This window comes from Methylobacterium sp. NMS14P, assembly GCF_028583545.1.
In the GTDB taxonomy this organism is placed as follows: domain Bacteria; phylum Pseudomonadota; class Alphaproteobacteria; order Rhizobiales; family Beijerinckiaceae; genus Methylobacterium.
Window position 1 is genome coordinate 84,274 of the sequence record NZ_CP087107.1, and the last position, 12,567, is coordinate 96,840.

General features: G+C 71.0%; 9 protein-coding genes. 3 read left to right on the forward strand and 6 right to left on the reverse strand.

Annotated elements, in window-relative coordinates:
- Positions 1 to 15: 15 nt before the first annotated feature.
- The 5 genes from LOK46_RS30240 to LOK46_RS30260 all read right to left on the reverse strand — a co-directional run bounded on the left by LOK46_RS30240 (position 16) and on the right by LOK46_RS30260 (position 7,508).
- Positions 16 to 1,335 carry an MFS transporter gene (locus LOK46_RS30240; protein ID WP_273565040.1) on the reverse strand — a complete coding sequence of 440 codons (1,320 nt, stop codon included), beginning with the start codon at positions 1,333 to 1,335 and terminating at the stop codon, positions 16 to 18.
- A 149-nt stretch (positions 1,336 to 1,484) separates the two neighbouring features.
- On the reverse strand, positions 1,485 to 2,159 hold the full coding sequence (locus LOK46_RS30245; protein ID WP_273565041.1) for an RraA family protein: 675 nt from the start codon (positions 2,157 to 2,159) through the stop codon (positions 1,485 to 1,487).
- Positions 2,160 to 2,199: 40 nt separating this feature from the next.
- A complete protein-coding gene (locus LOK46_RS30250) occupies positions 2,200 to 3,108 on the reverse strand; it encodes a DUF1932 domain-containing protein (protein ID WP_273565042.1) in 909 nt (302 codons plus the stop codon).
- A gap of 18 nt (positions 3,109 to 3,126) precedes the next feature.
- Complete coding sequence (ydiJ, locus tag LOK46_RS30255; RefSeq protein WP_273565043.1) at positions 3,127 to 6,177, reverse strand: D-2-hydroxyglutarate dehydrogenase YdiJ; 3,051 nt, start codon at positions 6,175 to 6,177, stop codon at positions 3,127 to 3,129.
- A gap of 5 nt (positions 6,178 to 6,182) precedes the next feature.
- Positions 6,183 to 7,508, reverse strand: a complete 1,326-nt coding sequence (locus tag LOK46_RS30260; protein WP_273565044.1) for an MFS transporter — start codon at positions 7,506 to 7,508, stop codon at positions 6,183 to 6,185.
- A 166-nt stretch (positions 7,509 to 7,674) separates the two neighbouring features.
- Here LOK46_RS30260 and LOK46_RS30265 point away from each other — a divergent pair, with 166 nt between their 5' ends.
- The gene (locus tag LOK46_RS30265; RefSeq protein WP_273565045.1) at positions 7,675 to 8,379 is read left to right on the forward strand and encodes an IclR family transcriptional regulator; all 705 of its coding nucleotides are present in this window, start codon (positions 7,675 to 7,677) and stop codon (positions 8,377 to 8,379) included.
- Between the two features lie 273 nt (positions 8,380 to 8,652).
- On the forward strand, positions 8,653 to 10,044 hold the full coding sequence (locus tag LOK46_RS30270; RefSeq protein ID WP_273565046.1) for an MFS transporter: 1,392 nt from the start codon (positions 8,653 to 8,655) through the stop codon (positions 10,042 to 10,044).
- A 76-nt stretch (positions 10,045 to 10,120) separates the two neighbouring features.
- Here LOK46_RS30270 and LOK46_RS30275 read toward each other — a convergent pair whose 3' ends face one another.
- Positions 10,121 to 11,065, reverse strand: a complete 945-nt coding sequence (locus LOK46_RS30275) for a LysR family transcriptional regulator (protein ID WP_273565047.1) — start codon at positions 11,063 to 11,065, stop codon at positions 10,121 to 10,123.
- Positions 11,066 to 11,194: 129 nt separating this feature from the next.
- On the opposite strand from LOK46_RS30275, the gene LOK46_RS30280 reads away from it, so the two are divergent.
- Positions 11,195 to 12,559: a 2-hydroxycarboxylate transporter family protein gene (locus tag LOK46_RS30280; RefSeq protein WP_273565048.1), complete on the forward strand. Its 1,365-nt coding sequence runs from the start codon at positions 11,195 to 11,197 to the stop codon at positions 12,557 to 12,559.
- Positions 12,560 to 12,567 lie beyond the last annotated feature (8 nt).

Sequence of the window (12,567 nt, forward strand, 5' to 3'; positions counted from 1 at the left end):
AGCGGGGACGGCAGTTCAGGCGGGCAGCGCCGCGGTCCTGGTCTCGCGGGCATGGGCGCGGCTGAGCAGGATCACGCTGAGCGCGGCGGCGGCGTCGAGCGCGGCGACGGGGAGCATGCCGAGGGGGAAGCTGCCGGTCGCGTCCTTCACGAGGCCGACGATGTTCACCATCAGGCCGCCGCCGATCAGGTTCGAGATCGCGTTGATCCCGGCGAGTCCCGCCGCCAGCGTCGCCGGCGAGAGCCACCCGGCGGAGAGCGCCCAGAACGGGCCCTTGAACGCGTAGGCGCCGACGAGGGCGAAGGACACCGCCATGACGGCCGTGGCGATGCTGCCGGTGAGGTTGAGGTACGACAGGCCGAAGGCCGCGAGCAGCAGCGGGATCGCCGTGTGCCAGCGCCGCTCGCCCTGGCGGTCGGAGTGGCGGCCCCAGAGCACCATCAGCACCGTGGCGATGCCGTAGGGGATCGCGTTGACGAAGCCGGTCTGCAGGTTAGTCAGCCCGAACGACTTGATCATCTGCGGCTGCCACACCGACAGGACGCTTCCCGTCGCCGAGGCGCCCGAGCAGACGAGGGCCATCGTCAGGAAGTACTTGTTGCGGGCGAGCTGCCAGAGCGAGATGTGGCCGGTCGGCTTGCGCTTGGCCGCCTCCTCGTCGAGGCGCCCGACGAGCCAGGCGCGCTCGTCGTCGCGGAGCCACTTCGCATCGCGGGGCCGGTCGGTCAGGACGAACAGACAGGTGATGCCCAGGATGACCGTGGGCAGGCCCTCCAGCACGAACAGCCACTGCCAGCCCTTGAGGCCGAGCAGGCCGTCGAGTTCGAGGAGCGACACGGACAGGGGCGAGCCGAGGAAGGTCGCCAGCGGGATCGAGACCGCGAAGGTCGCCAGGATCCGCGCGCGGTACGCGCTCGGCAGCCAGTAGGTCAGGTAGAGGATCGCGCCGGGGAAGAACCCGGCCTCCGCCGCACCCAGGATGAAGCGCATCGCGTAGAGGGAGTGAGGCCCGGTCACGAGGGCCATGCCCATGGTGACGAGGCCCCAGGTGATCATGATCCGGGCGATCCAGCGCCGGGCGCCGACCTTCTGCAGGGCGAGATTGCTCGGGACTTCGACCAGGAAGTACGAGACGAAGAACAGGCTCGCCGCGAAGCCGAACATGGCCGGGGTCAACCCGAGATCCTTGTTCATCTGCAGGGCGGCGAAGCCCACGTTCACCCGGTCGAGAAGGGCGCAGAAGTAGCAGAGCATCAGGAACGGCACGAGCCGGAGGATGACCCGGCGCATGGTCGCTGCCTCGAGCGGATGCTCGGCGTGTTCTGTAGCCGCCATCGATTTCCCTCCCGTTGTTGAGTTGTCTCGTCGTCATCGCGAACGAAGCGAAGCAATCCAGGGATGCGGGACGCTTCTAAGACGGTGCGCTGACCTGGATTGCCTCGCTCAGGCTCGCAATGACCGGTGCGCCGGTCGGCCTTCCGGGGTCAGATCCCCTCGCAGCCCGCCTCCGCGAGGGCGCGCTCGATCCAGGACCGGTCCACGGTGCCGGCCTTGATCGCCGCCATGGTCTTCGCCTCGCCCTGCTGCTTCCTGTCGGCGGCCGCGAAGACCGCCTCGGTCTGGTCGAAGGGCACGCAGACGAAACCGTCGTCGTCGCCGACGATCAGGTCGCCGGGCTGGATCACCATGCCCTCGACGGCGATGGTGGCGTTCATCTCGCCCGGCCCGTTCTTGTAGGGGCCGCGATGGGTGATGCCGGCGGCGAAGACCGGGAACGCACCGCTGCGGATCCAGCCGTAGTCGCGCACCGCCCCGTTCACGACGACGCCGGCCATGCCGATCTGCCGCGCGTGGGAGAGCATGAGTTCGCCCATGAGGGCGTTCGTCAGGTCGCCGTCGCCGTCGACCACGAGCACGTCGCCGGGCCTCGCGCGGTTGAGGGCGGCCTGCACCATCAGGTTGTCGCCGGGACGGGTGCGGACGGTGAGGGCGACGCCGGACATCACGCCGCCGGCATGGAGCGGGCGGATCCGCGCGCCGCCGTGGCTCATGCGGCTCATGGAGTCGCTGATGTTGGCGACCGCGATCGCCTTGAACTTCTCGACGGTGGCGGGCTCGACCGTGCGGGCGCGCGGGTGGATCTTGAAGCCGATGGCCATGGGTGTTCGTCCTTCGAGGCGGGGGAGGGGGGCTGCGGCGTCAGGCGACCGGCTCGAGGCCGGCCTTGAGCGCCATGGCGTCGAGGGCCTCCTGGTAGGTCCGGGGGACGACGCCCTTGAAGTGATCCTTGAGGCCGAGGCTCTCCTTCCAGCGCAGGCGCTGGGCGACGGCGCGGGCCATGATCGGCTCGACCCCGGCATCGGCGACGGCGTCGGCCGACATTTCCAGCTCCTCGGCCCGGCGCTTGGCGTGGATCACCCCCGACGGGGTCAGGCTCTGGACCGTGTCCATCCACGGCCGGGCGAGGGTCTTGGAGGCCGAGGCGAGGACGACCTCGTCGATCCCGTATTGCCGGGCGGCCAGCAGCATCTCGTCGGTCAGCGCCTCGATCCCCTTGATCAGGACCGAGCGGATGATCTTGATACCCGAGGCGGTGCCGAGCACCGGGCCGGTGAACTCGATCTGCATGCCCCAGGGCACGAGCAGGTCGCGGACCCGCTCGCCGGCCGGGCCGCTCGACAGCATCCGCATGGAATAGCCGTGCAGCGGCGTGCCCTCGATCGAAGCGTCGCCGAGAAGCGCGCCGGTCGCGTCGAGCTTCAGGGCGACGGTCTGCTTGATCTTCGGCGTGGCCGAGGCGAAGTCGAGGAAGGTGTGGCGCGCCGTGAGCACCGGCGCGAAGGCGTCGGCGCTCTCCAGCGAGGCGGCGCCCGGCGTGACGCTGACGATCAGGTCGGCCGCCTCGGCGAGCTCCCCGTTCGAGCGGACGAGGGTGACGCCAGCCTCTCTCGCCCGCGCCTGGATGAGATCCGCGTAAGGGCCCTCGAACGCGTACTTGTCGTAGCAGGCGATCGATTCCAGGCCGGCGCCGCGCAGGCCGGCGCCGAGCGTGCTGCCGATCTCGCCGTAGCCGACGAGGCCGAGCCGGAATTGCGTGCGATCTGCCATGGTGTGCTCCTTGTCGGGCTACGCGTCGAGGCTGGTGGTCCGCCGGGCCGGAAGCGGGCCGGCGGCGAGGTGGTCGCGGAGGATCTCGACGGGGTGGGGCAGGCGCAGGCCGTCGACGAGCTTCACCTGCGCGCGGCAGGAGTAGCCGTCGGCCAGGAGGCGGCCCGACCGGCCCTTCCCGGCGACGTGCGCGGCCCAGCTGAGGCCGTAGATCCGCTCCGACATCGCCCGGTGCTCGGCCTCGTGGCCGTAGGTGCCGGCCATGCCGCAGCAGCCGGAGGGCAGCACCGACAGGCGCAAGCCCAGGGCGGCGAAGACCTTGACCCAGTCGGCCAGCGCCGGCTGCGCCGTCGCCCGCTCGGTGCAGTGGGGCAGGAGCCAGTAGGCCTCGGTCCCGGTGGCGAGGCGTCGATGATCGAGCCGGCCGGCGAGCCATTCCTGGACGAGGTGGACCCGCGGCAGGTCCCGTCCCGCCAGGGCCTGCCGGTACTCGGCGCGGTAGGTGAGCGTTATCGACGGGTCGAGGCCCACGAGGTCGATGCCGGTCGCGGCGAGCCGGCCGAGATGGTCGGCGTTGGCCGCCGCCAGCCGCCCGAACCGGCCGAGGAAGCCGTGGACGTGGAGCGCCTTGCCGTTCGGGCGATAGGGCGCGAGCCAGGGCCGCAATCCGAGACCGATCAACAGGTCGAGGAGGGCGAGGAGGACCGGTGTGTCGTAGTGGCTGGTGAAGGCGTCCTGCACGACGATGACGCTCGTCAGGCGCGCGGCCTCCGGGAGACGTTCCAGGGTCCGCGCATCGGCCGGCACCACGCCGCGGCGCTTCAGCTCCCCGCGCAGATCGAGGCCCGAGAGCGCCGGGACGTGGACCAGCCCGATCATCCCGGTCAGCCCGAGGGACGTCGCGGCATTCGCGAGCCGGGGCGCCCTCGCCAGCAGCGGCACGGCGCCCTCCAGGGCGGCGACGGCGTGGTGGCGCAGGGGCCGCAGGTAGCGGCCGTGGTAGAGTTCGAGGAACTTCGCCCGGAAGGTCGGCACGTCGACCTTGATCGGGCAGGACCCCGTGCAGGACTTGCAGGCGAGGCAGCCGGCCATCGCCGCGTGCACCTCGTGGGAGAAGTCCTCCTGCCGGCGCAGGGTCGCGGCGAGGCGGGCCGGGAAGGCGAGCCAGCCCGGGCGGGCGCGGAGGCGCCGGGTTTCCTCCAGCGGGTCGCGGCCCTCGGCGGCGAGGCGACGGAGCCACTCGCGGATCAGCTGGGCGCGGCCCTTCGGCGAGTGCCGGCGCTCGCGGGTGCCCTTCCAGGACGGGCACATCGCCTCGTCCGGGTCCCAGGTGAAGCAGGCGCCGTTGCCGTTGCAGTGGAGCGCCTCGTCGTAGCCGGCCCGAACCTCCTCCGGGATCGCGCGGTCGCGCGATCCCTTGGTCGGCACGCCGTCGACGCGCAGCAGGGCGGCGCCCTCGGGCGCGGCGATCTTGCCCGGGTTGAACTGGTTGCGCGGATCGAAGGCGGTCTTCACCGCCTGAAGCACGGGGTAGAGCGCGCCGAAGAACCGGGGCGAGAACTCGGAGCGCACGCCCTTGCCGTGCTCGCCCCAGAGCAGGCCGCCGTAGCGCTGCGTGAGGGCGACGACGTCCTCGGTGACCGCGCGGACCAGCGCCTCGGCGCCGGGGGCCTTCATGTCGATGGCCGGGCGGACGTGGAGCACGCCCGCGTCGACGTGGCCGAACATGCCGTAGTCCAGGCCGCGCCGGTCCAGCGCGTGCCGGAACTCCGCGATGTAGTCGGCGAGGTGCTCCGGCGGGACGGCGGTGTCCTCCACGAAGGCGACGGGCCGCCGGTCGCCCCGGGTGTTGCCGAGGAGGCCGACCGCCTTCTTGCGCATCGCCCAGAGGCGGCCGACCTCCGCCTCGCCCCGGGCCACCGTGTAGCCCCGCCGGCCGTCGGCCGTCCCGGCCTGGTCCAGGGCCGTCGTGAGACGGGCGAGCGCGGCCTCGACCGCATCCGCGCCGCCGACGAACTCGATCAGGTTGACGCCGCGGGCCCGCTCGCCCCGATCCTCCGGGAAGTAGGCGGCGACGCTCTCCCAGACGGGATCCTCCTGTGCGAGCCCCAGCACCGTCGAATCCACCGTCTCGACGGAGGCCGCCCCGAAGACCATGAGCGCGCGGGCGTCCCGCAGGGCCGCGTCGAAGCCGTCGTAGCGGAGGACCACCAGCGCCACGTGGCTCGGCAGCGGCAGGACGTTGAGCGTCGCCTCGGCGAGGAGGCCCAGCGTCCCCTCCGAACCGCACAGCACGGCGTTGAGGTCGAAGCGTCCGTCCCCGCGGCGCAGGTGGGCGAGGTCGTAGCCGGTGAGGCACCGGTTCAGCGGCGGGAACGTCTCGTCGATCAGCGCCGCGTTCTCGCGCTGCAGCCTGTCCAGCTCCCGGTGGATGGCACCCGCGAGATCGGGCCGGCCCTGGGCGGCCTCCAGCCCGGCCGCGTCGAGCGGTTCGGAATGCCAGACCGTCCCGTCGGCGAGCACCGTGGTGAGGGCGAGCACGTGGTCGCGGGTCTTGCCGTAGAGGCAGGAGCCCTGGCCGCACGCGTCCGTCGCGACCATGCCGCCGATGGTGGCGCGGCTCGAGGTCGAGAGTTCGGGGGCGAAGAACAGGCCGTGCTCGGCCAGCGCGGCGTTGAGCTGGTCCTTCACCACGCCCGCCTCGACCCGCGCCGTGCGGCGCACCGGGTCGATGGCGAGGATGCGGTTCATGTGCCGCGACAGGTCGACCACGAGCCCGTCCGTGAGGGACTGGCCGTTGGTCCCGGTCCCGCCACCGCGGGGGGCGATCCGGACTTCGGCAAACCGCTCCTCGGCGAGCAGCGTGGCGATGCGCGCGAGGTCGTCGAGGCCCCGCGGGAAGGCGATGGCCCGCGGCGTGATCTGGTAGATCGAGTTGTCCGTGGCGAGCACGGTGCGGTCGGCCTCGGCCAGGGTCAGGTCGCCCGCGAAGCCGCGCACGCGCAGCTCGGCGCAGAGGGCCGCGTAGAGCGACGGCGCCTTCGGCCCGGAGGAGAGACGGGGGATCATGGCGATCAGGCCGGGACCGCGGCCGGGATCGCGTCCCGGCGGACCTGCCGGCCGAAGGCCAGCATCGTCAGGGCGCCGACGAGCAGGATGCCCCCGACCATGAGGAGCGGCGCCGTGAAGCCGCCAGAGACGTCGCGGACCAGGCCGATCAGGTAGGGGCCGGCGAAGCCGCCCAGGTTGCCGATCGAGACGATCATCGCGATGCCGCCGGCCGCCGCCCGGCCGGTCAGGAAGCCCGAGGGCACCGCCCAGAAGGTCGCCACGAAGGAGTTGATGCCCATCACGGCGACGCAGAGGGCCGCGATGGTCAGGAGGGGCGTCGGGGTCAGGGCACTCGCCGTCAGGGCCGCGGCACCGACGAACAGCGAGATGGCGGGGTAGATCGTGCGGTCGCGGCCCCGGTCCGACAGGCGGCCCCAGACCACCATCGCGACCGCACCGCAGAGGTAGGGGATCGCGGTCACAATTCCGATGAGCGAGGTCGCGAGCCCCAGCTGCTTGATGATCTGCGGCAGCCACAGGCCGATGCCCAGCGAGCCGATAATGGCGCAGAAGTTGATCGCCGCCAGCGTCAGCACCCGCCAGTTCCGCAGCGCCTGGGCCAGCGTCATCGGATGCTTCTTCTCGATCGCCGCCTTCTCCGCCGCGAGCGTGGCGACGAGGACGTCGCGCTCGGCGCGCGTGAGACATCGTGCCTTCTCGGGCCGGTCCGTGAGGACGAAGAGGCAGACGATGCCGAGGAGGACCGCCGGCAGGGCCTCGAGGATGAGGAGCCACTGCCATCCCGCGAGGCCGAAGCCCTCGACCTGCACCAGCGCCCCGGAGATCGGCGAGCCGATGATGTTGGCGACCGGGATGCCGAGGAGGAACAGCGCGGTCGCCCGCGCCCGCACCGCGGAGGGGAACCACAGGCTGAGATAGAGGAAGACGCCGGGCACGAAGCCCGCCTCGCCGAGGCCGAGGAGGAACCGCGCGACGCCGAACTGGATCGGGCCGGTCACGAAGGCGGTCGCCGCCGAGACGAGGCCCCAGGTGATCATGATCCGCGCGATCCAGAGCCGGGCTCCGACGCGCATCATGATCAGGTTGCTCGGGATCTCGGCGAGGAAGTAGCCGAGGAAGAACAGCCCCGCTCCGATACCGAAGGACGTCGCGGTGAGCCCGATGTGCGCGTTCATCGTGAGCGCGGCGAAGCCGACATTCACGCGGTCCAGGTAGCTGACCACGTAGCACACGAACAGAAACGGCAGGATCCGCCGCATCATCTTGCGATGGAGGTTCCGCTCATCGACCGCGTGGGCCGGAGCCTGGGCCTGTTGCCCTTGCGCCATGACGTCCGCTCCCGAATCGCCGATTTTGAAACGGCGTTTCGTTTTAACTCGCGCAATCGGCCGGGGCTGTCAACGATGCCGTGGGCAAGGCGGCGTCACGGCTTGGTGAGCCGGGGGCTGATGGCTATGGATCCGACGGTCGCGAAGCTGGGACGAGTGCGAAGAGATGGCGAAGGAGGCGCGCGCGCGGCCCAATCTCGAGGGAGTGGCCTCGGCCGATCGGGTGCTGACCGTGCTGACCGCGTTCCGGCGGGGCGACGACGCCCTCGAACTCTCCGAGCTCGCCCGCCGCACGTCGCTCGTGAAGAGCACGATCATGCGGCTGTGCATCTCGCTGGAGAAATTCGACCTGATCGAGCGGCTGGATGACGGGCGCTACCGACTCGGCGTCGAGGCGGCCCGGATCGGCTCGGTCTACCAGCAATCCTTCGCGCTGGAGGAGCGGATCGTCCCGGTCCTGGAGCGGCTCGCCGCCGAGTCCCTGGAGACGGCCTCGTTCTACATCCGCCGGGGCAACCAGCGGCTCTGCCTGTTCCGGGCGGACTCGCCGTCGCCGCTGCGGATGAACGTCCGCCCCGGCGACATGCGGCCGATGGACGAGTCCGCCATCGCCCAGGTCTTGAGGGCGTTCAGCGACCAGAGGACTTCGGAAAGGGCGCCGGTCGAGATCCCGGTCTATTCCTCCGGCGTCACCGACCCGCACGTGGCATCGATCGCGATGCCGGTGTTCGGGACCGAGGAGCGGCTGATCGGCGCCCTCGCTCTCTCGGGCCCATCGTCGAGGCTGACGAGGGAGCAGGCCGAAACCCTCAAGCCGCGGCTGCGGGAGGCCGGTGAACGCCTGTCGTCCGAGCTCGGCGCACAGCTCTGAAGAGGCTCGCGCTCGACAGGCCGTTGGGCAGCGCGGTGCTGCCCCGCACGACGGCGCGCCCGGATGAGTCCAGTCCAGAGCCCGCCGGGCGGATCCTTTCGACTTGAAGCCGGTCGCTCCGCCGGTCTCTACTGCCGAGATCTGAGCCGGGGAATCGACATGGGAAGGCGGGGTCCTGTCACGCCGGACGTGCGGGCTCGGCGCGACAGCTTCTTCTTGCGGGAGCCGGCACCGAGCCGCTCTCTCTCCCAGCTCGCTGCCTACCCCTGGCTCGTGGTCGGCATCACCTGCCTGGGCGCCTTCGTCGGGCAAGTCGATGCCAGCATCGTACAGCTCGGGCTGCCGGCCCTCGAGCAGGCCTTCGACGCCTCGCTCGATCAGGTGAGCTGGGTCGCGGTGGGCTACAGCCTCGCGTTCGCCGCCGTGCTCCCCGCCTACGCGCGGCTGGCCGAGATCGCCGGTCGCAAGCTGTTGTACCTCCTCGGCTTCGCGCTCTTCGGGCTGTTCTCGGCCCTGTGCGGGCTGGCGCCGAGCCTGCCCTGGCTCATCGCCTTTCGCGTGCTGCAGGGCATGAGCGGAGCCCTCCTCGGGGCGAACAGCATCGTCATCCTTGTGGCCGTCACTGACCAGACCCAGCGCGGGCGCGCGATGGGACTGTTCGCCAGTGCCCAGGCACTTGGCGTGATTGCGGGGCCGGCGCTCGGCGGCCTGCTGCTGAACGATCTCAGCTGGCACTGGATCTTCTGGGTGACCGTGCCGGTCACGGCACTCGGTGCGGCGCTGGGCTGGGTGCTCGTTCCGGTCAGCACGCCGCTTGGCAGGGACGCGACCTTCGATTGGCGGGGCGCGTTGCTGCTGATCCCAGCCCTGTGCGGGCTGATGATGACGCTCACCGAGTTGAACGCCTGGGGGCCGCTCTCGCCGTCGGTGCTGGCGTGCGCGATAGTGGCCGCCGCCTTGCTGGCAGGATTTGTCTGGTGGGATGGCCGAGCCCCGGCTCCGCTGATCGACCTGGGCTTGTTCCGGTCGCGCGCCTTCACCGGCGGAACGGTGGCCGCGCTGCTGTCCTACGCGATGCTGTACGGGATGTTCTTCGCCATGTCCTTCGCCCTGGTGCGCGGTTACCGCGACGCGCCGGTGTCGGCGGGGCTGCGGCTCGCCATCATACCGGTGGCGCTCGGCTTGGTGGCACCGTTCAGCGGCCGTCTGTCGGAGCGATGGCCCCGCCTCGCGACGCGGGGCGGTACGGGGCTGTGCGCGGCCGCCGCCCTCGGGCTGAGCCAGACGCTCACGGGAGGTCTCGGCGGCGAGCCGGCCATGACGCTGTTGCTGGCGGCGTACGGAGTGGGGCTCGGCCTGTTCATCGCCCCGAATAACGGCGCCACCCTCGCGGCCGCACCGGCCGAGCACGCCGGACAGGCGGGCGGTCTGCTGAACCTCATGCGAGCGTTCGGCACGGCGACGGGCGTGGCGGCCGCTTCCGCGCTGCTCGCGTGGCGCGTGGAGCAGGCAACGGGCCTTCACGGACGCACGGTGGGGGTGAGCGAGCGAGCCCTGTTGGGGGCGGCCAGTGACGTGATGATCCTGTTGGCCACTCTGGCCCTGGCGACGGCGCTCGCCGCCTCGTTCGAGGATCGCCGGCGGACCCCGCCACGCCGCGCCTGATATCATCGCCGCGCCGCGCTCCCGGATGTCGCGCGGCGATCTGTGAAAACGCGCGATCTCGGCGGCCTGGTGCCGGTCAGCGCAGTGTCGCGACGCACTCCGAATCCGCTCGCTGTCCAAACGCGTCGCAGCCCGTCGACAGCGCGGACTTCAACGCCTCGTAGAACAGAGAGGCCGCTGGCGTCAGCGACGCGTTGCGGCGACGCACGAGGCTGATCGTGCGGTAGATCACGGGTTCGGCCAGCAGGACCTCTCTGAGATCGTCCCGGGGAGAGGCGCCCTTCAGGGCCGCCGGGAGGATTGCGGCGCCGATGCCTGCCGACACCAGCGCCAAGGCGGTCGGCGTGCTCTCCACCACGAACCGACCGCGGGGCGGCAGGCCCGCTGCCGTGAGCTGAGCCTCGACACGGGGTCGGTTGCCGCTGGCGCCTCCGAGGGTCACGAGATCCGTACCGGAGAGGTCCGTCCACCGGACCTCGCGTCGTCCGGCGAGGGGATGGCCGGAATGGCAGATCAGCACGAACGGATCCCGCACCAGCCGATCCTCGATGAGATCGGCATCGGCCTCCTGCTGGATGTGGATCCCGAAATCCGCCTCGCCCTTGCGCACGGCCTCGGTCACCAGCGCGCCGGAGCGTTCGAGGATCTGAACCCGGTTCTGCGGGTAGTCGCGCCCGTAGGCCTGCAGGACCGCCGGCATCCGGCGGAAGGCGATCGACTGAACGGTCGCCACCGTGACGTCGCCGACACCCAGCCGCGAGGTCGTGCGCAGGCGCTCGATCCCGTGGGTGAAATCGGTGATGAGCCGCGCGGCCAGCGGCAGGAACTCGTGGCCCACGGCGCTGAGGCGCACCGACCGCGTGGTGCGGTCGAGCAGCACCGCGCCGAGGAAGCCCTCGAGCTTCTGGATCCGCCGGGTGAGCGCCGTCTGCGTCAGCCCGAGGCTCTCGGCCGCCCGGCGGTAGCTGCCAAGCTCCGCGATCAGCACGAACGCCTGAACGCCGTCCACGGGAAGCTTCATGCCGAAACGTCATGAGTTGATGAGATCAATTCATTTTACTCGATGAACCTGGGGAGACAAGAGAGGGCGGGGCGACGCCCGCCCGACACGAATCGACCCCGTCCGAAACGGGGCGACGCGGAGGAAACGATGAGCGCGAACGCCGTTGCCGGGCCGCCGGTCGCGACCTCGACCCGCTCGGCGACGTCGCCGAAACCCTTCTGGACACGGGCCATGGAGGTGCGGGTCGGCATCATCCCGCTGCCCGTCTACCTTCTCCTGCTCGCCCTGATCGCCGCCTTCGCCGTCAGGGGTAAGATCTCGGGCGAGGTGACGGTGATGATCGCCGTCCTGGTCGCGGGCGGCTTCACCTGCGCCGAGATCGGCCGGCGCATCCCGGTGCTGCGGGCGGTGGGCGGCTCGTCCCTGGTGACGATCTTCCTGCCCTCGTTCCTCGTCGCCCATCAGCTTCTGCCGGGACCGCTCGTGCAGTCGGTGACGACCTTCACGAAGTCGACGAACTTCATCTACCTGTTCATCACCGCCGTGGTGGTCGGCTCGATCCTGAGCATGGACCGCCGGGTGCTGATCCAGGGCTTCGCCAAGATCTTCGTGCCCCTGGCGCTCGGCTCGCTCGCCGGCCTCCTCGCGGGCGGCAGCGTCGGCTGGCTCGTCGGCATCGGCTTCTGGCGGTCGATCCTCTACGTCGTGGTGCCGGTGATGGCCGGCGGCGTCGGCGAAGGCGCGATCCCCCTCTCGGTCGGCTACGCGGAGGCGCTCGGCCTCGATCACGGCGGGATGCTCGGACAGATCCTGCCGCTGGTCTTCTTCGGCAACCTCGTCGCCATCGTCTGCTGCGGCGCCCTCAACACGCTGGGCAGGCGCCGCCCCGACCTCACCGGCAACGGCCGGCTCCAACCGTCCGGAGACGGGGAGGGGGAGGCCGACCACGGCGCCGTCCACCGCGACACGTCCGCGATCGATGTCGCCACCGTCGCGGCCGGCGGGATCACCGGCATCGCCATCTACGTCTTCGGCACCTTGATCCACGCGCTGATCGGCCTGCCCGCGCCGATGGCGATGCTGTTCCTCGTGGTGCTCGCCAAGCTGCTGCGGGCGGTGCCGCCCCCGCTGGAGGAGGGCGCCCGCGTGGTGTTCCGCTTCTTCGTGGTGGCGGTGACCTACCCGCTGCTGTTCAGCACGGCGGTGGCGCTCACCCCCTGGCACGAGCTGGTCGAGGCGTTCCACCCGGCCAACCTGGTCACCATCGTGGCGACCGTGCTCGCGCTGACCGGCACCGGCTACGTCGTCGGCCGCTGGCTCGCCATGTACCCGATCGAGACCGCGATCGTGAACGCCTGCCACAGCGGCCTCGGCGGCACGGGCGACGTGATGATCCTGACCGCCGCCGAGCGGATGGAACTGATGCCCTTCGCCCAGGTCGCGACCCGGATCGGCGGGGCGCTCACCGTCACCGCCGCGATCGTCGCGATGGCCCATTTCAAGATCGTCTGACGGAGGCG